Source organism: Massilia sp. 9096 (genome assembly GCF_000745265.1).
Lineage (GTDB): Bacteria > Pseudomonadota > Gammaproteobacteria > Burkholderiales > Burkholderiaceae_D > Telluria.
The window spans coordinates 4927351-4946503 of sequence record NZ_JQNN01000001.1 but is presented as its reverse complement, the minus strand read 5'-3'; the positions used below and the strand labels follow the sequence as shown (position 1 = coordinate 4946503).

Annotated in this window: 20 protein-coding genes; 7 read left to right on the top strand and 13 right to left on the bottom strand. The window is 66.9% G+C overall.

Going from position 1 to position 19153, the window contains the following annotated elements:
• The first annotated feature begins 77 nt into the window (after positions 1-77).
• Positions 78-554 (top strand): hypothetical protein, encoded by a 477-nt coding sequence (locus FA90_RS25235; protein ID WP_156116797.1) that lies wholly within the window; start codon positions 78-80, stop codon positions 552-554.
• Between the two features lie 12 nt (positions 555-566).
• Here the strand turns inward: FA90_RS25235 and FA90_RS21495 are convergent, their stop codons facing one another.
• Positions 567-2048, bottom strand: a complete 1482-nt coding sequence (locus tag FA90_RS21495) for a PLP-dependent aminotransferase family protein (protein WP_036172434.1) — start codon at positions 2046-2048, stop codon at positions 567-569.
• A gap of 88 nt (positions 2049-2136) precedes the next feature.
• Here FA90_RS21495 and FA90_RS21490 point away from each other — a divergent pair, with 88 nt between their 5' ends.
• The gene (locus FA90_RS21490; RefSeq protein ID WP_036172432.1) at positions 2137-2772 is read left to right on the top strand and encodes a pyridoxamine 5'-phosphate oxidase family protein; all 636 of its coding nucleotides are present in this window, start codon (positions 2137-2139) and stop codon (positions 2770-2772) included.
• 12 nt (positions 2773-2784) lie between these two features.
• Here FA90_RS21490 and FA90_RS21485 read toward each other — a convergent pair whose 3' ends face one another.
• A complete protein-coding gene (locus FA90_RS21485; RefSeq protein ID WP_239700882.1) occupies positions 2785-3609 on the bottom strand; it encodes a DUF3108 domain-containing protein in 825 nt (274 codons plus the stop codon).
• Complete coding sequence (locus tag FA90_RS21480; RefSeq protein WP_051971982.1) at positions 3606-4826, bottom strand: DUF3108 domain-containing protein; 1221 nt, start codon at positions 4824-4826, stop codon at positions 3606-3608. The genes FA90_RS21485 and FA90_RS21480 overlap by 4 nt, the downstream gene beginning before the upstream one ends.
• 121 nt (positions 4827-4947) lie before the next feature.
• Here FA90_RS21480 and FA90_RS27015 point away from each other — a divergent pair, with 121 nt between their 5' ends.
• Positions 4948-5784 (top strand): PhaM family polyhydroxyalkanoate granule multifunctional regulatory protein, encoded by an 837-nt coding sequence (locus tag FA90_RS27015; RefSeq protein WP_197065336.1) that lies wholly within the window; start codon positions 4948-4950, stop codon positions 5782-5784.
• Positions 5785-5841: 57 nt separating this feature from the next.
• Here the strand turns inward: FA90_RS27015 and FA90_RS21470 are convergent, their stop codons facing one another.
• The 10 genes from FA90_RS21470 to FA90_RS21430 form a co-directional block, all read right to left on the bottom strand.
• Positions 5842-6897 carry an oxidoreductase gene (locus FA90_RS21470; RefSeq protein WP_036172431.1) on the bottom strand — a complete coding sequence of 352 codons (1056 nt, stop codon included), beginning with the start codon at positions 6895-6897 and terminating at the stop codon, positions 5842-5844.
• Positions 6898-7015: 118 nt separating this feature from the next.
• On the bottom strand, positions 7016-7201 hold the full coding sequence (locus FA90_RS27745; RefSeq protein WP_156116901.1) for a hypothetical protein: 186 nt from the start codon (positions 7199-7201) through the stop codon (positions 7016-7018).
• 176 nt (positions 7202-7377) lie between these two features.
• Positions 7378-7884, bottom strand: coding sequence for a hypothetical protein (locus FA90_RS21465; protein WP_036172429.1), 507 nt, complete (start codon positions 7882-7884; stop codon positions 7378-7380).
• A gap of 77 nt (positions 7885-7961) precedes the next feature.
• Positions 7962-8522 (bottom strand): imm11 family protein, encoded by a 561-nt coding sequence (locus FA90_RS21460; RefSeq protein WP_036172427.1) that lies wholly within the window; start codon positions 8520-8522, stop codon positions 7962-7964.
• A 2-nt stretch (positions 8523-8524) separates the two neighbouring features.
• Positions 8525-9967 (bottom strand): RHS repeat-associated core domain-containing protein, encoded by a 1443-nt coding sequence (locus tag FA90_RS25230; RefSeq protein WP_051971979.1) that lies wholly within the window; start codon positions 9965-9967, stop codon positions 8525-8527.
• A gap of 638 nt (positions 9968-10605) precedes the next feature.
• Positions 10606-12372 (bottom strand): tetratricopeptide repeat-containing response regulator, encoded by a 1767-nt coding sequence (locus FA90_RS21450; RefSeq protein WP_081933976.1) that lies wholly within the window; start codon positions 12370-12372, stop codon positions 10606-10608.
• On the bottom strand, positions 12369-13097 hold the full coding sequence (locus FA90_RS21445; RefSeq protein ID WP_239700877.1) for a sensor histidine kinase KdpD: 729 nt from the start codon (positions 13095-13097) through the stop codon (positions 12369-12371). The genes FA90_RS21450 and FA90_RS21445 overlap by 4 nt, the downstream gene beginning before the upstream one ends.
• 100 nt (positions 13098-13197) lie before the next feature.
• Complete coding sequence (gene mnmC, locus FA90_RS21440) at positions 13198-14916, bottom strand: FAD-dependent 5-carboxymethylaminomethyl-2-thiouridine(34) oxidoreductase MnmC (protein WP_036172423.1); 1719 nt, start codon at positions 14914-14916, stop codon at positions 13198-13200.
• Positions 14903-15466, bottom strand: a complete 564-nt coding sequence (locus FA90_RS27385; protein WP_036172421.1) for a DNA-3-methyladenine glycosylase I — start codon at positions 15464-15466, stop codon at positions 14903-14905. The genes mnmC and FA90_RS27385 overlap by 14 nt, the downstream gene beginning before the upstream one ends.
• A gap of 18 nt (positions 15467-15484) precedes the next feature.
• Positions 15485-15871: a cupin domain-containing protein gene (locus FA90_RS21430; protein ID WP_275041330.1), complete on the bottom strand. Its 387-nt coding sequence runs from the start codon at positions 15869-15871 to the stop codon at positions 15485-15487.
• A 55-nt stretch (positions 15872-15926) separates the two neighbouring features.
• Between FA90_RS21430 and FA90_RS21425 the strand changes: the two genes are divergently transcribed.
• From FA90_RS21425 to FA90_RS21410, 4 genes are all read left to right on the top strand, one after another.
• Entirely contained in the window at positions 15927-16871 is a 945-nt protein-coding gene (locus FA90_RS21425) for a LysR family transcriptional regulator (protein WP_051971977.1), read from the top strand.
• 37 nt (positions 16872-16908) lie between these two features.
• Complete coding sequence (locus FA90_RS21420; RefSeq protein WP_036172419.1) at positions 16909-17700, top strand: SDR family NAD(P)-dependent oxidoreductase; 792 nt, start codon at positions 16909-16911, stop codon at positions 17698-17700.
• Positions 17701-17801: 101 nt separating this feature from the next.
• Positions 17802-18311, top strand: a complete 510-nt coding sequence (locus FA90_RS21415) for a YbhB/YbcL family Raf kinase inhibitor-like protein (protein WP_036172417.1) — start codon at positions 17802-17804, stop codon at positions 18309-18311.
• Positions 18308-19150: an AraC family transcriptional regulator gene (locus FA90_RS21410; protein ID WP_036172415.1), complete on the top strand. Its 843-nt coding sequence runs from the start codon at positions 18308-18310 to the stop codon at positions 19148-19150. The genes FA90_RS21415 and FA90_RS21410 overlap by 4 nt, the downstream gene beginning before the upstream one ends.
• The last annotated feature ends 3 nt before the right edge of the window (positions 19151-19153 follow it).

Below are 19153 nucleotides of genomic sequence, written 5' to 3'. Positions count from 1 at the left end.
TCGCGGCAGGCGCGCGCGCTGTTCCTGCTGAGCAGGTGATAATGAGCATGTTGACTTTCATACCACGGAGGATGACGATGCAACAATTATTTGCCCGCACAATCCTGGCTGCCGCCATCGGCCTGTCGGCCCTCACCGCTTCTGCCCAAGATGCGGCCCAAAACGCCGCCCAGAACGCCGCCCCTGCGCCGGGCGCGTTGTCGCAGCACCAGCAGAACGGCATCGCCTACGTCAACGGCGGCGTCGGCCAGGAAGAACAGAGCGCGATGCGCGCCACGCGCGCCGACTACAACCTGCAGCTGACCTTCGCCACCAACCAGAGCGGCGCCTTCCGCTCCGACGTCCAGCTCGACATCATGGACGCCAAGGGCGCCAACCTGCTGAGCGTGCCGAACAGCGGTCCGATGTTCTTCGCCAAGCTGCCGCCGGGCACCTACCGCATCAGCGCCGCGGCCGAAGGCAAGACGTTCAAGCGCACCGTCAAGATCGGCGCCGGCGCCAAGGAAATGACGCTGCACTGGGAAAACGACTCGCCAAACGATCCGGGCGAGTAAGCGTTCGTCGGGCTAGCTGTCCGGCGGTTCCGGGTCGGCCCGATCCACCACGCCGGCCAGCCGCCTGACCAGGCCGTCGATCTGCTCGGCCGGCACCTGCGCATAGCCCAGCATCAGGCCATTCCAGCGCGTCGCCGATGGCACCCTGCCCGGCATCGCGTGGGCCGACAACGCGTTCACGACGATGCCTTGCGCGCGCGCGTCACGCGCGATCGCCACATCAATCAGGCGCGCATCCGTCAGCTGCAGCGCCAGGTGCATGCCGGCCGATGCGCCGTGCACTTCGGCGCGACTGCCCAGGTGGCGCTCGAGCGATTCGACCAGTGCGTCGCGGCGCTGGCGGTACAGGCGGCGCATGCGGCGCAGGTGGCGCGCGAACTCGCCGCTGCGCAGGAACTCGGCCAGCGCCAGCTGCTCGGCGGTGCGGCCGGCGGCCGAGGACTGGGCGCGCATGCTTGCCAGCTGCGGCGCCAGCGCCGGCGGCACGACCAGAAAACCGATGCGCAGGCCCGGGAACATCGTCTTGCTGAAGGTGCCGCAATACAGCACCGGGGCATCCGGCGCCAGGCCCTGCATGGCCGCCAGCGGCGGGCCTTCGTGGCGGAACTCGCTGTCGTAATCGTCCTCGACGATGAGGGCGCCGGCTGCGCGCGCGCCCTCGATCAGGGACAAGCGCCGCGCCAGCGACATTACCACGCCGACCGGGTACTGGTGCGACGGCGTGGTGTAGATCAGCTTGGGCGTACGCGCGCGCCAGTCGGCGGCGCTCGGGGCCAGGCCCTCGCCGTCGACCTCGATGCCCTCGATCGTCAAGCCGGCGCCACGGAACGCCGCCAGCGCGCCGCCATAGCCCGGCGTCTCGATCCACACGGTGTCACCCTCGTCCGCGCAGGCGCGCGCGCACAGGTCGAGGCTGCCCTGGGTGCCGTCGGTGACGAAGACCTGGCTGGCGTCGCACACCACGCCGCGCGAGGCGCGCAGGTGGTCCGCGATGGCCGCGCGCAGCGCCGGCTCGCCGGCCGGATCGCCATAGTTCAGCTGTGCCGGCGCCAAACCGCGCCAGGCGCGCTCCAGCCTGCGGCGCCATTGTGCCAGCGGAAAGCCGTGCAGGTCCGGCACGCCGGGCGCGAACGGCGCACCGTCCAGCGCCGCGTTGTGCAGCGTGCGCAAGCCCTGGGCGCGGCGCGCCAGGCCGGCCTGCGGCGGCGGAGCCTTTACGCGCAGGGGGCCGGGCGCGACGTCGGCGACCACGGTACCGCGCCGGTCCGGCAGCAGATAGCCTTCGCAGGCCAGCTGCTCATAGGCGTACAGCACGGTGTTGCGGGCGATGCCCAGTTCCTGCGCCAGTGCGCGTGTCGCCGCCAGGCGCGTACCGGCGGCGAGCGTGCCGTCGCGGATCGCCGCACGCAGGCATTCGTGCAGCAGGCGCTGGCGCGGCCAGCCGGCGCCGCCATGCGCACGTTCGAAACCGTCGAGCAACAGCGCGTAATCCATCGTGGCTCCATCAAATTGACGCCCCGTGGATCTTTTTCCAGGGCCAGAGCGGCATTATAGTTGTGCTTCAACCAACCACGCCAAGGCCATGAATACCGCCCCCTCCGTCCGCACCCAAGTCAAGCGCGGCGTACAGCGCGCGTCCTACGACACCGCCCTGCTGCACGCCATCGTCGATGCCGCCTACATCTGCCACATCGCCTTCGATGACGAACACGGCGTCCACAACATCCCGACCGCCTGCTGGCGCAGCGGCGGCCACCTGTACATTCATGGCTCGAACGGCAGCCGCATGCTCAAGCGCCTGGCCGAACAGGAATGCTGCGTGACGATCACCCACGTGGACGGCCTGGTGCTGGCGCGCTCCGCCTTCAACCATTCGATGAATTACCGCAGCGCGATGATCTACGGCCGCTTCGAAACCGTGACCGACGCCGGCAAGCGGGCGGCGCTGGAAGCCTTGATGGAGCACCTGCTGCCGGGTCGCCAGGCCGACGTCAGGCCGGGCAACGAGCAGGAGTACGCGGCGACGACGGTGATGCGCATCGCGCTGCATGAAGCGGCGTGCAAGGTGCGTACCGGCGGCCCGAAGGACGACGAGGAAGACCTGCCACTGGCCGTCTGGGCCGGCGTGCTGCCGCTCACCCAGTCGCGCCCCGCGCCGCAGCCCGACCCGGCCTGCAGCTTGCCCGCCCCGGACTACGTGCGCGCATGGCAGGATTGAACGTCCGCAACCTTATTTGCGCGTGACGCGCTCCAGCGTCTGCTCGACGTAGTCGCGGTCGTTGTCGGTGAAGCGCAGCTTGACCGGATACCACTCCTGCGACGGCGCCAGCCACACGTCGAGGGTCTGGTCCTTCGAACCCGGCGGCGGCTCGCGCAGCACGTGGATGGCGTCGACCGTGCCGATCGCGGCGCCGGCCTGCACTTTTTCGCGGCCGACCACGCGGAAGGTCCAGGGGTCGGCGTCGCGCGGGCCGACCACGAAGAACTCCCAGTCCGAGCCCGGCTTGAATTTGGCGCCGGCCGCGCGCGCGATCGCCGCCAGTTGCCAGGAGATCGAGACGCGGTCCTGCTCGCCGCCCTTGATCGGGTAGCTCTGCTTGCCGTCGCTGAAGCTGATGGTCTTGTCGTCGCGGTCGAAGGTGGTGGTGGTCGGGTCCTTGCGGAAGCGCTTGTCGTAGTATTCGAAGGGCGCCAGGCCGTAGGCGTCGACGCTGCCGCTGCTGCGGTTCTCGGTCAGCTTGCCGAGCATGGCGACGTGCGATTCCGCGCTGACCGAATACTTGCCCTCGCCCGCGCGCCAGACCAGCAGGGCGTCGCCGTTCAGGCTGAAGCCGCGCTGGCGCGCGCTGATCGAATAGGTCAGGTCGGCCGAGGGCGGCAGGTCGAACGGCCGCTTGATCGAGGGATGCTCGACCGGGCGGTCGGCGGCTTTGTCTTCGGCCGCCGGCGCGTCGATGGCCGCCAGGTTCATCGCCGAGGCCAGCGCCGCGCTTGCCGCCGCGCCCATCGCTGCGGCCAGGACCAGCCCGGCCGCCAATCTGAATACTGTCTTCATGAATTTCCTGCTTCTTTCTTTTCGATTTTACGTGCGGTTTGCGTCGTGACCGCCCCGCTGGCTTCCAGGTTGCGGATCTGCACCGGCAGCCAGCCATAGGACGGCGCCAGCCACAGGTCCAGGCGCGAATTGTACGAGCCCGGCTTGGGCGGACGCACCAGGTGCCAGGTCGCGATACGCCCCATCGGGGTGTCGATCTGTTCCTGGCCGGCCACCGTGAAGCTGAAAACGCTCGCGTCGCGGTCTTCGCCGACAAAGATGTCGATATTGCCTGACAATTGCTTCGGATCGGCGCGCGCGATCGCCACCAGTTGCAGGGTCACGCTGGCTTTGTCCTGTGCGCCGGCGGTGAGCGGGTATTTCGCCTGCGAGCTTGAAAACGTCATCGTGCCGTCGGCGCGGTTGAAGTGGGTCGCGGTCAGCGCGCGCCCGCGCCGCTTTTCGGTCATCAGGTTCGGATTGAAACCGTCCTCGCCGACCGTGCCTTCGCTGGTGACGGTCAGCAGGTTGATGCGCGTGAACACCACGCTGATGCCGGCTTCGAGCTGGATCCGGTAGGCTGCCGCCGGACCGAACTGCCAGGCCAGCGATTCCTCGCCGCTCCAGCGCGTGCCGTTGGCGTCGACCCGCGCGACGTCCATCGTGATCTCGCTCGAAGGCGGCGGGTCGACCTTGTAGTGGCGCACCTCGGGATGTGCGTCAGATGCGGGCTTGGCGGATGCCGCCGGCTCGGCCGGGGCTGCGCCGTTCGATGCCTGCGCGGGCGCGCCCGCGGGTGCGCCCGCGCCTGCCTGCCCCGATGAATCGGCGCCGGCGCCGGCCTCGCCGGACTGGCCGGCCACTTGCGCACCGGCATCGCCGGGCGCACCGTTGGCGTCGCCCGGCGCGGCAGGCGCGGGCTGCGCCAGCTGCGGTTTCGGCGGCGGCGGCTCGGCCACGGCCACCGGCTCGGGATCGAAGTCGGGCAAGGGCGGCAGGTCGAGCTTGGGCTGCGGCGGCGGCTGGGTGGCCGGCGCCGGCTGCGGCGTGTCGCTGATCAGTTCGGCTTGCATCGGCTGTTCGGCGCGCACGGATTCGTGCTGCGGCACGCCGAGCTCGCCGCTGAACCAGTCGAAGACGACCAGGTGAAGCAGGACCGTGACCGCCCCGAGCACGATCTGCCGGCGGCGGGAACGGAAAGCGCCGGGGCGCCTGGCGCGGTCAAAAGCATGACTCATCTGCCTAGTGTATCCGCTCCGCCCGCCCGATGGTGTAATACACATGTACGCACTTTTGCGCGATGTTATTTATCTGTTACGCTAAAGCGTGCTATAAGAACGATCTTCCAAGGAGACGACCATGCTGAAACCACCTGCCCCTACCATTCCCGGGATGACGGATACGCTGGACTTCGTCAAGAACCTGTGGGGATCGATGAACATCCCGGGCGTCGGCATGCCGGGCATGTCCGGCCTGGCCACGCCCCCGCTTTCCACCGACGAGCTGGACAAACGCATCGCCGACCTGAAGGCGGTCGAGTCCTGGCTCAACATGAACGTCACCATGCTGCGCGGCACGATCCAGGCGTTGGAAGTGCAGCGCGGCACGCTGGCCGCCCTCAAGTCGATGAGCGCGTCGATGGCGGACGCGATGCGCCAGTCCGGCATCGGCACCGACAAGATGGCCGCCATGCCGTTCGCGGCCTTCTTCACGCCACCGAGCCCGTCCGCAGGCGGCAAGCCGGCCGCGCCCGCCCCTGCAGCGGCATCGTCAGCCCCGGCCGGCGCAGGCAGCGCCCAGCCCGGCGCCGCGGCCCCGGCCGGTTCGGATGCCGGCGCCACCGCTGCGGGCGGCGCTGCCGCGATGGGCATGCCGGCCGCCGTTGCTTGGTGGAATATGTTGCAGGAGCAATTCACGCAGGCCGTGACCTCGGCGATGAGCTCGGCGGCACCGGGCGCCGCGGCGTCCGCACCACCGGCGCCGCCTGCGCCGGAAGCGAATGCCGCGCCAGCCGCGCCCGGCGCTGGGGCTGGTTCGAATGCCGGTTCGAATGCCGGCCCGAATACCGGCTCGAACACGGGCTCAAGCCCGGGCTCGAACGCCGCCCCCAACCCCGGCGCCGATGCGAGCGCCGACGGCGGCGCAGCCGGCAACGGCAAGGCGCGCACGCCGCGCTCCAGGGCCGACAAATCCTGAGCCGCGCTCAGCGTCCTCGGCGCACCGATCCCGCCGGGTACGCCGAACGCTCGAGCATCACGCGGCGACGCTGATTTCGCGGCGCTCGTCGCTGCTCTGCCGGCCGGCGTCGAGCAGGCGCATCACGCGGACCGCCTGTTCCGGCGGCACCGGATTCGGCCCCACACCCAGGATGGCATCGCGCACCAGGCGGTAGTACTCGGGGTAGGCGCCGTTTTCGGTCGCCATCGCGGTCTGCTCGATCTGTCCGTCGCGCCCGGTGACGAGCACGCCCTGTTCCGTATCGATGCCCCACATCCGCGGATCGCCCGGCAGCTCGCCGGCCTTGAGCATCGCTTCCTGCGGGTCCAGGCTCTGCTTGGCATAGCTGCCGCGCGTGCCGTGCAGGGTCAGGCGTGGACGCGGGATCGCGCTCAGCATGCTGGCGCCGAGGTCGACGCACAGGCCGTCGCCGTAGCGCAGGCGCACCTGGAAGGCGTCGTCGCAGCGCGTGCCGGGACGCAGGCGGCCGATGTCGGCCTGGATCGCCTCCGGCATGCCGAAGTACAGCAGCGCCTCATCCAGCAGGTGCGGGCCCAGGTCCATCCACACGCCTCCGAGCGCATCGGCGTCCTCCTTCCAGCGCGCCTGCGGCGCCGGGCGGAAGCGGTCGAAGTACATGCCGGCCTGGCGCACTTCGCCCAGCAGGTTGGCGTCCAGCAGACGCTGCGCGGTGCGCGTGGTGCTGTCCCAGCGGCGGTTGTGATAGACGCTCAGCAGCACGCCCTTCGCGCGCGCGCGCTGGGCCAGGTCTTCGGCTTCCTGCACGGTCGCCGTGAACGGCTTGTCGACCACCACGTGGCGGCCGTGGTCGAGCGCCAGCGCGGCCAGTTCGTAATGCGTCGCGTTCGGGCTGGCGACCACCACCAGGTCGATCTCGGCCTGGGCGATCATCGCCTTGGGGTCGGCGTAGACCTGCACGTCCCGGCCCAGCGCCGCATGCACCTTGCCGGCGTCGCTGCTGGCCACCGCCGCGATCGCCATGCCCGGCGTGGTGCGGATCAAGGGCGCGTGAAAGGTCGTACCCGCGAAACCGAAACCGATGATCCCTACCCGCAGCGTCTTGCCGTCCATGCCTGTTCTCCGATGGTTGTTCGAGCCTGCGATTCTAACCGCAGGCCTGCGAACACACCCTGCACGCATCATTGCAGTGCAGCGTGTCCTGCCGGGTAAGACGCTGTCTACTTGCCGATCAGGCAGATGGCTGCCCGGATAGGTTGTTGGTATGGACGAGCATACGGTTACCATTCAGGTCATATTGATAGCTCAACATGTTGCTGGCGCTGTTCGCATTGCTCGTTTCCGACACTAATTCGCCAAAACCGTTGTAAACGAAAGTAGTGTCCGCTCCGCTGTCGTTGCCGAACCGGGCACACAGCTGATTTCGAACAAGTCATGACCTCGAAAACCGATGTGATGCTGCCATCGGTATTCGGCACTTCCTTGCGCCACACCGATTCAGGTTGTCGTAATACGCCCCCTACCGCAACGGCATCAATGTAGCCGATGGCGGGTTCAACCGGTAAACGTAACCGTTCTAATTTAATGGCGCTTTTACGGAGATCCGATGGGCCGCATTTCGCGCCCGGTGGGATCGAGCTCGAGCACAGATTCATGCAGGCCTGAGATAGCCGGACCGAACGGGTTACCATTGTCATCGACTTGGAAAAGTCCCCAGGTAACGTCTTCAATCTCCTCGATTTGTTCAGATGGACCTGCATCAAGCAAGTAACCGAGCGAGAAGATCATCTGCGCCTGCAGACAACGAGCAATCGTCGTCAGGTCTTCGTCCGCAACACCTTGGTTTCTCAGCTTTTCTAACGTTTGACTGAGTCCCGCATATGGTGCCTGCGGTCGGCTTCGACCAAGTTCGATTTCCTCATCAATCCACGAGCTATCCCCCTCCGCCACTACGTAGTGCCACGCACTCTTCAGAAATAGGAAGCGAAGTAGCTGAGGAATACCTTCTTCTATCTGCGAGTTGGCCCACAGTTCCGGAGACGAAGCCCCAAGCTCCGTAAAAACTTTCACCAACTCGGATTTTGATGTAGGGATAGGCATACTGTGCTCGAATCGTTAAGGTTAAAAGATGGCATGAACCTGTGCTGTTCGAACTTAGAGGAGCGGTGGCGTGGACCTCATGCTGGAGAACGGTGGTCAAGGTTCAACTCGCCGATTTCACGGAACGTGACGCCGCCGATGCCGAGACTGGCAACGCGCTCGACCACGGACGGCGACGTCAGCAAGGTCGTACGATTCGATCCATCGAGAACGAACATATCGCTTCGTTCCAGCGATGGATCATCGATCACGACCTTATCGACCATAAAGATCTGCCCTTCGATACTGCGATACAGGATGGAGGCCTTTTCGTCGATCGCGTCCGTCGCTCTAAGGCAATTCACGATGTACCAGTCTTCCGAAGAAACACGAATCGGTAGAACTTCCAGGTCATCAGTGGAGGACGGGAAAACCGCTTCCTTCAAATCCGCGCGCAGTGCAAGTACGCCGCCTGCCAAGATCGATAGGTCGGGTTTCCTGGGCTTCTTTTTCGCCAGTTCGAAAAAGTCATACTGATAACTCTTCCACGCTTCCGAGAGCCGGTTCTGGTTGAATTTAAGCTCGATCGTCTCCTGCCCCCCCTCTCTCGGAAGTACGGATTGAAAGCCATTCGCTATGTTTATGGCAAAAATCTTCATGTCTAGAACGGAAAGGTACCCAAATAGATCTTAATTCTGATCACGGAAAGTCGCGCCGCGACATCGGCGTACGAAGTCGAACCTGTCAAGGCATTTTCGACGCTCTGGTAATACAAATCGGTATGCACGCGACGATGATACCGCCAATTCATGTTCATGCCATTGAATGCGCTGTCGATACTCATCCCCACATTGGCCAGGATTTTTCGCGAGTTGGCGGCCTGAGGCTCATTCTCTGCAACAATATGATGGCTTTCCTCAGATTTCTTTTTGGTATTTCCAGTTGCAGCTGCAATATTCTTAGCAAGTATCCTCGACGAGGCCATGACAGGTGGGCCCAGCTTAGCACCGATCGCCGCCCCCGCCGCCGCGCTCACAGCGACGATTTCCGGATTGGCTGGCGCGCAAACGCCACTGGTCGCCACGTCGCAACCGCCGGAGATCGCCACGTCGGCGGCGGCGCCAACCGCTCCACCGACCTCGGCGCCCGCTACCATATCCGCCTTCTTTTGATTGCCATCGTCGTCCGACGATGAGCCGCCGCAGAGGTAGCTGTCACTGACTTCCCGACATCCCGTCAGCTGGAACATACCGGTCGGATCCGTCTTGTTCAGCGGATCGTTGCCGACATACGCGTACATGTTCATGTCGTCCTTGTACCCGACAGGATCGGTTTGCAGGAACCGGCCGATTTGCGGGTAATACACGCGCGCCTTGTAATAATACATGCCGATTTCGTCCAGGTAGGCTTGTCCGGTATAGGCAAACCGGCCCTGGTTGTAGGCGCTGGGCACGCCAAATGCATCGTAGGTGTTGGTCGCCACCACGTTGCCTGCGCTGTCCGTGATCGCGATGACCGAGCCCTGGTGATTCCCGTGAATAAATTGCCGGTTCGCGCTCGTCACCGTTGCGCCGTCGTACATGACCAAGGGCTTGTCCACGCCCGCGCCAAATACATAGCGCTTGGTCATCGCACCATTTCGGTATTCCGCGACGAGCGAATCTCCGCTGTACAGGAAATTGGTCGTGGTGTCGCCGGTGATCTGGTACAGATGGCCAAATGGGTCGTACTTGAGCGTGGCGTTTTTCGCGCCGACGGTGTTGATCAGGCGGTTTTCGGCGTCGTACGTGTAGGTCGTTGCCCCGTCGGACGTCAGGTTGCCGTTATCGTCGTAGGCGTAGCTCTGGCTACCGACCTGCGTATATTCGTTCAGACCGTTGGCCGCATAAGCGCCGGCCGAGCTCCTGTTTTCGAAGTGCTCGAAATTGCTGTTGCTTAACGTGTCATTGACGATCTGCCCCGCCGGATTGTAGCCAAGCGTATGAGCGACATCGTACGAAGCACCGCTCGGGTCCAGGCCGATAACTTGCGGTCGGGAAGCGCTGTCGTAAGAAATCGCCGTGTTGACGGCGCCTGCCGTCGTCATGCTCTTGGGCCGCGCCAAGTTATATCTGCGTAAGCCGATTCATTATTTGTAATGCCGAAAAACGAGCAGATTCGAAAGGGCGAGCACGACTACTGGGAGCGCACTTACCCACGAATGCTTAAGTTTTATTTGGGAAAACGCAGAGACGCGACAGCGTAATGCCGGGCCGTGATGTCTCCAAGATGCCATCAATCAGCAGAATCTCCGGCTTGGCTCCGTATGCTTTGTATTTGTGGAGCAGACCAAAAACGCGCTGTATTTACTTTTTTATTATAATTTTAATTATATCGCTAATTTCCCGCTTGCCAAGAGGAAACTCAGCGGTTTTTAAATCTTTTTCTTAAACTTCCAAACGGTACGACCTGGTGCTCAGTTCACACAACACGACCTTTTGATGCCATTCATGAGGGAGAAGTGCAGTAAGCTGCAAAGTTAATAGCCGATACCCGCTGCACCTTTTTCCGCCCCGATAAATACGCTCAAGAATAAAGTAGAAATGCGTAAATATTCTCTCCACATATCACAAAATGCGAAATGGAAAGAAATAAAGTTTATTAAGTGGGCAGTGTCGCCTCAGCGAGACAATCTCAGCATGACGAGGCGCCGGGCAGCGCCGGCTGGGATGGCAGTGAGGTGACGGTATATGATGCGGACGGCTACGCGACTTCCGCCACGTTGGAGCTCAGCGTTACTTCAGCTACAGGCTGCAGCGCCGCCAGCTGCTCCATCAACTGCGCAAAGCGCTGCTGCCCCGGCAGCAGGCGGTCGACGTGGTGCAGCACCTCGCGCGCCTCAAGGGACAGGCGTTCGTCGTAGCCGTGCTGCTGCATGTGCGAGACCAGGATCTGGGCCGCGTTGAACAGGATGCGCTGGTTGTGCGGCGTGGTCTGGCGGGCATTGCGCATCCACGCGACCGCCTCGCCCAGCTTGCCGGTCTTCCACAGCAGGACGCCCTGATTCATCAGGTCGGACGCTTCCTTGCGCACGCTGCGGATCAGGGCTGCGCCCTCCTCGCCCAGGCGGCCCTTGTCGAAGATCTTCTGCACCTCGTCGAGCAGCAGCGGATGGTCGTGGTTGTTGCGCACGACCCAGCACAGCAGCTCGACCGGCGCCTCCTTGACGCCGACCGCGAACAGCAGCGTCGCCATCTCCAGGCAGGTCGCGGTGTCGGGTCGCTCGGCATCCGTGGCCAGCAGCGCTTCCAGCTCGTCGCCGGCCTTGCGCGCGCGCCGGTAGTCGCCGCTCTCGTGCCAGACCAGGCCCTCGGTGATCTTGGCGCGCAGCTCGAGGTCCGGGTGCTCGTGGCCGAACTCGCGCTGGGCCAACTGCAAGAGCGCCTGCGCTTCCTTGGGGTCGTTCTTCTGGCCGCAGACGCGCGCCAGGCCGAGGTAGGCGTCGGGCGTCCTGGCGATCGAGTACGCGCCGATCGCGATGCACTTGCGGAAGGCCTTTTCGGCCAGCGCCAGGTTGCCCAGCTTGAGCGCGGCCTGGCCCAGGCGGTTCTGGCGCGGCACCGAATTGGGTGACAGCCTGGCCGCACGCTCGAGGATCGCGCAGCCTTCCTCGGGCTTGCCGAGATTCTGGTAGGCCAGCGCCAGCTGGTCGTAGGCGTCGATGTAGTAGCGGTTCTCGGCGATCACGCCCTGGAAGGCCTGGCGCGCCTGCTCGAATTCGCCGTTGGCCAGGCGGATGCGCGCGATGCCGGCGCGCGCCCACTGGTACTCGCGCTGCTCGAGCACGCGCTCGTACACCTCGCGCGCACGCGCGGGCTCGCCCGAGCGCTCCAGCAGCTTGGCCTTCATGCGCAGCAGGTCGATCTCGTGCGCGCGGTTGAGCTCGGCCTGGGTGTCGCACAGTTTTGCCGCACGCAGGGTGTCCTTCTCGAAGACCGCCTGGTCGATCATGCGGAACACCTGCTTCTTGTGCCACACGCGGTTCAGGCGCGTCAGCAGCACGCCCTCGGTGATCGGCTTGATCAGGTAAGCGTCCGGCTGCTGCTCGGCCGCGCCCATCACCGACTCGACGCTCTTTTCGGCCGAGACCATCAGCCACACGGTGCTCGGATTGACCAGGTTGCGCACGCGCGCTTCTTCCAGCACCTGCTGGCCGTTCTTGCCCTCGCCGAGGTTGTAGTCGCACAGGACCACGTCGTAGCGCGTGCGCGCCAGCAAGCCGACCGCCTCGCCGCCGCTGGAAGCCTGGTCGATGTTCTTCGCGCCCAGGCTGCGCAGGCTCTCGCGCAGCAGCTGGCGCACGCCGACGAAATCGTCGACGATCAGGTAGTTCTTGTCGGCCCAGTCGATCGGCGCCGGCGCGGCCGGGCTGGCGACCGCGCCGGCAGCCGGGTTGGCGGCCGGGTTGGCGGCCGGGTTGGCGGCCGGGGGCGCGCTGGCGACCGCTGCGGGGGGAACCGGTGCGTTCACGGCAGCCTCAGGACGAAGCAGCCGCCGCCATGCAGCCCGCCATTCTCCAGGCGCACCTCGCCGCGGCGCTCGCGGTGCCGGTGCATCTTCGCGACTTCGCCAGAAAAATACAGGCCCAGGCCGGCGTTGTTGGTCAGGAAGTTGACGCCGCCGGCGGCGTCGCGCGCGCTCACCGTGCCGGCCCGCAGGAGCGCCGGCGGATAGCCCGGGCCGTTGTCTTCGACGCGCAGCTCGAGCCAGCCGTCCAGTTCGCGGATCGACAGGCGCACCGTGTCGCGGGTGTAGTGGATCGCGTTGTTGATCGCATGCGAGAGCACGCCGACGATCAGGTCTTCGTCCAGGTGCCAGACCAGGTCGGGGTCGTAGTCGAGTTCGAGCCGGATCCCGCGCGAGGTGAGCAGCACGCGCTCCAGCGCCGCGACCTGCTCGACCAGCTGGCCGAGCTGCAGCGGCTGCATGTCGAACGGGTAGGCCGGCGTGCCGACCTGCTTGTACAACGCCAGCAGCTGCATCAGGTTGTCGTTCAGGCGCTTGGTCTGGTACAGCATGTGCGCCATCTGCGGATACGCCGGATCAGCCGGCGCGGCAACGTCCGCCGCGCCGGCCGGCGCGTTCGCAACCAGCAGGCGCTCCAGCGTACCGGACAGGACGCTGATCGAATTTTTCATGTCGTGCGCGGTGGCGGCGAGGAACATGAACAGTTCCTGCGCATGCGGCGTTTCCATCAGCGTATCGTCCATCCTGGCCTTTATGCGAGCAATGTTGCTCAAAGCCAATTATACGCTTGGCCGCAAAAAATCCTTCTCCCATGTCAAACGCCGGGCGTCAGCTCCCCTGCGGAGCGCGTGGATTGCGGCGTGCGCGCAACACGAAGCGCGCCGGATCGAGCGCATCGACCAGCGTCGACTCCAGCGGCAGCGGCTCGCCCTCGAGCTGGGCCGCCAACAGCTCGGCCGCCCAGCCGGCCCAGATCAGCCCGCGCGACGCGTAGCCGAGCAGCGTGTGCAGGCCGGGATGGCGCGGCACGTCGCGCAGGCGCTCGGTGCCACCCAGTGCGTCGACGTCGGGCAGGCGACCCACCAGCGGCAGCCGGTCCGGCGCGATGCAGCGAAAGCCCACGCGCCCCTGCAGCGGCAGGTTTTCAAACGCATGCGGCTCCGACAGCAGGCCGCGCAGGCGCTCCAGGTTTTCCTGTTGGCTGGACGGCCACAGCGCCGGGTCGGGATCGAGGTCGTAGGTGGCGCCGGCGCTGCACACGCCGTGCGCCACCGGGGTCAGGTAGGCCTCGCGGCACAGCACCAGCGGCAGCGGAGGCAGCAGGCCGGCCGGTACATGCGTGACCTGGCCGCGCATCGCGGTGAGCGGCAGCGCCGATGCTTGCGGGATGCGCAGCGCGCCGACGCCATTGGCCAGGATCAGCGTGGGCGCGCGTGCGATTTCAGTCCCTAGCGCGTCCAGCACGCGCCAGCCCTCGGCCACCGCTTCGATGTGGACGTCGCCGACGCCCAGGCGCTGCGTCAGCTTCGCGCCGCAGGCCGCCAGCATCGCCGCGCAGACGCTGCCGGGCCGCGCCCAGCCGCCCTGGCGGAACAGCCAGCCGCCATCCGGGGCCGGCAAGCCGAGCAGCGCTTCGGCCTGCGGCCGCTCGAGCCACTCGGCAAACTCGCGCGGCAGCGTGCCGGCTGCGCCGATGGCGCGCTGCACGGCAGCGTGCTCAGCGTCGCGCGCGAGCTGCAGCACGCCGCAGGCCTGGCCTTCGATCGGGCCGCCGCTCAGGTCATCGCTCAGGCCATCGCTCAGGGCATCGCCACCCTGCAGCCCGCCCAGCGCGGCCCAGTGGCGCAGTGCGAACAGGTAGGCGCTGCGGGTCAGGCGCGTCGGGATGTTGTCGTCTTTCGAGACCAGCGGCATGAAGATGCCGGCGCGGTTGCCGGACGCCTCACCGGCCGGCTGCGCATGGCGCTCGACCAGCGTGACGTCCCAGCCGCGCGCGCACAGGCGTTCGGCCGCGGCGCAGCCGGCGATGCCGGCGCCGAGCACGATCGCGCGCCGCTCCGGCTCCGGCGGCGATGGCGGACGCGGCTTGCGGCTGGCGAAGCGGGCGCTTTGGGTGCTGCCGCGGCCGGCGTCATCGAACACGAAACCCTGCGCCGTCAAAGCCCCAACCTGCGCCGGGGTCAAGCCGCGCGCGTCGATCACCGCGTCCTGCGCGGCCACGCGCGCGAGCGGGCGCGCGAAGGCCTCGCCTGCCTGCGCCAGGCCATCCAGCACGAACAGGTCGACGCGCGCCGCCAGCTGGGCCAGCGCGGCATCGAGCGTGCTGCTCACCAGGTCGAGCGTCACGCCCGCATCCGGTTGCGGGATGCGGTGCACGCCCGGCATCAGGTCCGGGCTCAGTGCGATCAGGTGCAGGTGCGGCGGTTTGTCGGGGTCGGCGCGCCAGGCGTCGAGCCGCGTGCGCAGCGCGGCGCCGTCGCCGTCGCCGTGGTCGCCGTAAAACACCGTGAAGCGCGTGCGCCCGCGCCAGCGTTCAGCGGCGCGCACGGCAGAAGCAGGCGCGGTCGTGGTCGTCGACCATGCCGATGCCCTGCATGTAGGCGTAGACGATGGTCGAGCCGACGAACTTGAAGCCGCGTTTCGATAGGTCTTTCGAGATGCGGTCGGACAGATCGGTCCTGGCGGGACGCGCGCCATCCGGCCAGTCGTTGACGATCGCCTGGCCGTCGACGAAGGCCCACAGGTACCGGTCGAGCGTGAGGCCCTGCTCGCGCAGCGCCAGGTAGGCGCGCGCATTGTTGATCGCCGCGCCGACCTTCAGGCGGTTGCGCACGATGCCCGGGTTGGCCAGCAGTTCGGCCACGCGGGCGTCGTCGTAGCGCGCGATCTTGTCGGCGTCCCAGCCGTCGAAGGCGGCGCGGTAGTTGTCGCGCTTGTTGAGGATGGTCTCCCACGACAGCCCGGCCTGCGCGCCCTCGAGGTTGAGCATCTCGAACAGCGTGGTTTCGATATGGCAGGGCACGCCCCACTCGTGGTCGTGATACGCGATGTAGTTGGGGTTGGCCAGGTTGGCCCAGGTGCAGCGGGTCGGGTTCATCCTGCCAGTATAAACGCCCTACCAGGGCAGCGGAATCGCCTGGCCGTCGGCATCGACCACCGGCACCGGCGACACCGCCAGGACGCCATACAAGGTCAGGTCGTCGCTGCCGGTGTTGACGATCTGGTGCAGCTCGTTGGGCCGGCACAGCAGCACGGTGCCCGCCGCGCACGGGGTTTCGACGCCCTGGTGCAGCATGATGCCGCTGCCGCCGGTGAACACGATCACCTCTTCGCAATCGTGCCGGTGCAGCGGAGTCGCCGACCCCGGGCCCAGCGATTGCTGCCATACTTCGAACGATGTGATCCCGCCGGCGGCCGAGGCCAGGGTGCGGTGCGTCAGGCCGGGCAGTTCGACGGCGGGGATCGTATTGACGTTGCGGACTTCCATGGTCGCTCCTTCGATTGTGAGTGGATGCGCGCATTATCCGCAGCGACCGACTTACAGGGAACGGCACCGCATGTCTAAACCGATTGGACTCAAAGTCAACACCGGCGCGCAAGAGCTGATGAAGCAGCGCTCCTTCGTGCAAACCGTACGCACCGGCGGTATCAGCAGCGCCGCGCGCCTGCTCGGGCTGACGCCGTCGGCGGTCAGCAAGAACATCGCGCGCCTGGAGGCGGAGCTCGGGGTGCAGCTGCTGGCGCGCGACAACCGCAACCTGGCGCCGACCGAACGTGGGCTGCAAGCTTATGCCGCCTACGCCGAGCTGCTCGACCAACTCGACACGCTGCAGCACACGCTGGCCGCGCCCGCCGAGCTGGGGGGCCAGCTGGCGCTGTCGATACCGGCCGGCGCCCTGCCCTGGCTGGCGCCGCTGCTGGCCGACTACCGGCGCGCTCATCCGGGCGTCCAGCTGCGCCTGAACGTCGACGATGGCCACAGCGACCTGGTACGCGACCGCAACGATCTCGCATTGCGCTTCGGCCGCCTGAAGGACAGCAACGTGCGTGCCCTGGCGCTGATGGCGACGCCGTTGGTCATCTGCGCCGCGCCCGCCTACCTCGAGCGCGCCGGGACGCCGCTCGGTCCGGCCGACCTGGCCGCCCACGAAGGCATGCAATTCCGCCTGCCCGACAGCGGCCGCCCGCGTCCGCTCGAGCTGCCCGCCGGAACGCCCGGCTGGCGCGCGGTGGCGACGATCGACGATGGCCAGGCACTGGTGCAGGCGGCCCTGGCCGGCTTCGGCCTGATCCAGGCGCCGCAGATGTTGGTGCAGCAGGAACTGGACGCCGGACGACTGGTCGAGGTGCTGGCCGGACACCGTCCGGCGCCGCTCGAGGTCAGCCTGCTGTTCGCCGCCAGTCCCTGGCTGCCGGCCCAGGTGCGCGCCTTCGTCGACCTGGCCAGGGAACGCTTCAGGCCGGCGCCGGAACATGCGCCGCGGATCGACGAGACGTCCTAGACTGCACGCATCCGATCGTCGAGAACAGGGAGCTCGCATGGCACGTATCTTCATTTCCGGCTCGTCCACCGGCCTGGGCCTGATGGCCGGCCAGCTGCTGGTTCAACAGGGCCACCGGGTGGTCCTGCACGCGCGCACGCGCGAGCGCGCCGCGCATGCGCGCGAGGCGCTGCCGCAGTTTGACGCCATCGTCGAGGGCGACCTGGAGACGCTGGCCGGCATGCGGGCCGTCGCCGGGCAGGCCAATGCGCTGGGCCGCTTCGACGCGGTCATCCACAATGCCGCGGTCGGCTACCAGGAAGGCCAGCGTGAAACGAGCGACGGCTTGCCGCACGTGTTCGCCGTGAACACGCTGGCCCCGTATGTGCTGACGGCATTGATGGGCGGTGAAGACCAACGGCCGGAGCGGCTGGTCTATCTCAGCTCTGGCATGCACCTGCACGCCGACGCGCATCTGGCCGACCTGGACGACCTGCTGTGGCGCAAGCGCCGCTGGAGCGGTTCGAGCGCCTACGCCGAGAGCAAGCTGCACGACGCCATGCTGGCCTTCGCCATCGCGCGGCGCTGGCCGCAGGTCTGTTCGAACGCGCTGGAACCCGGCTGGGTGCCGACCCGCATGGGTGGCCGCGGCGCGCCCGACGACCTCGACCAGGGCCACCGCACCCAGGCCTGGCTGGCCGCAGGCGACGATCCGGCCGCGCGCGTGAGCGGCCGCTACTTCTATCACATGCGTCCAAAGAGCCCGAACCCGCAGGCGCAGGACCCGGCGTTGCAGGACCGTTTACTGGCCCTGTGCGCCGAGCTGTCGGGGGTGGCGCTGCCGGACTAGGACAGGCACTTGATCGGATCGGCACCAAATCTGACCGAAGTCGCACAAAATATCGTGGTTTTCGGCGCTAGACTGGCTGCCTCTCAACTGACGAGGCATCCATGAACTCACCGCATCCCACGCCTTCCGCCCGCTTTCGCGTCAACAGTCCCGACATGGCCGATGGCCGCGTCGCCCGCGCGCAGTTCGCCAACATCATGGGCGGCGACGGCGACAACCTCTCGCCCCAGATCGAATGGCACGACGCGCCGGCCGATGCGAAAAGCTTCATCGTCACGCTGTACGATCCGGATGCCCCGACCGGCTCCGGCTGGTGGCACTGGGCGGTTGCCAACATTCCCGGCACGGCCCGCGCACTGGCGCGCGGCGCCGGCACCGACGAGGCGCTGCTGCCCGAGGGTGCGCTGCAGGTCAACACCGACATGGGCGTGCCCGGCTACGGCGGCCCGCTGCCGCCGCCTGGGGAAACACATCGTTACGTCGTCACCGTGACGGCGCTCGACGTGCCGCGCCTCGAACTGCCACCGACGGCGACGCCGGCCCTGTTGGCGTTCATGGCGCTCGGTCACACAGTCGGCAAGGCCTGCTTCACCGCGCAGGGTTCGCGTTGAACGCATCCGCCCGCGTCATCCACGCGCGGCCCGGCCTCGGCGCCACGGCCCGTGTCGCGCAGGGCCGCGAGCTCGTGATACTGCGCATCCGCATCGACCAGCCGGTGCTGATCCTGGTCGAGCGCGGCGTCAAGACCGTACGCGCCGAACGCGGGGCACAAGCGCGGGCCCAGCCAGGCCAGGCGATCGTCCTGGCCGGCGGTCAGACGGTCGATTTCAGGAACGCCGTGTCGGAAGGCGCGCATTATGCGGCGCGCTGGCTGGTGTTCGATCCTGCGCTGCTGGATGACGCCAGCTACCGCGACGCCGCCGCGCGCAGCGACGCGGCCAATCGCCCTGCGGCGCCGGTGTGTCTGCTGGCCGACGTGGACCCGGCCTTGACGGCGGCCGTCGCCCACGCCGAGCAGGCGCTGGCGCCCGACGCGGTCGTCCCCGACGCGATCGCGCGCCTGCGCCTGCTCGAAGCGATGCATTGGCTGCTGGAGGCCGGCATCGTGCTGCATAGCGCGTCGCTGGCGCAGGACGTGTCGGCGCGCGTGCGCACGCTGACCGCCGGCCGCCTGGAACGCGACTGGAGCGCCGGCCGCGTGGCCAGCGAACTCGCGTTGTCGGAAGCGACGCTGCGACGCCGCCTGGCCGCCGAAGGAACTTCGCTGTCGGCGCTGCTGGTCGAGGCCAGGATGGCGACCGCGCTGACGCTGCTGCAGGCGACCGAGCAGCCGGTGTCGGACATCGCCGCCGCCGTCGGCTACGAATCGCCGTCGCGCTTCGCGGTGCGCTTCCGCCAGCGCTTCGGTTTCGCGCCGACCGCCGTGCGCGGTCATGACCGCGCCCAATGATGC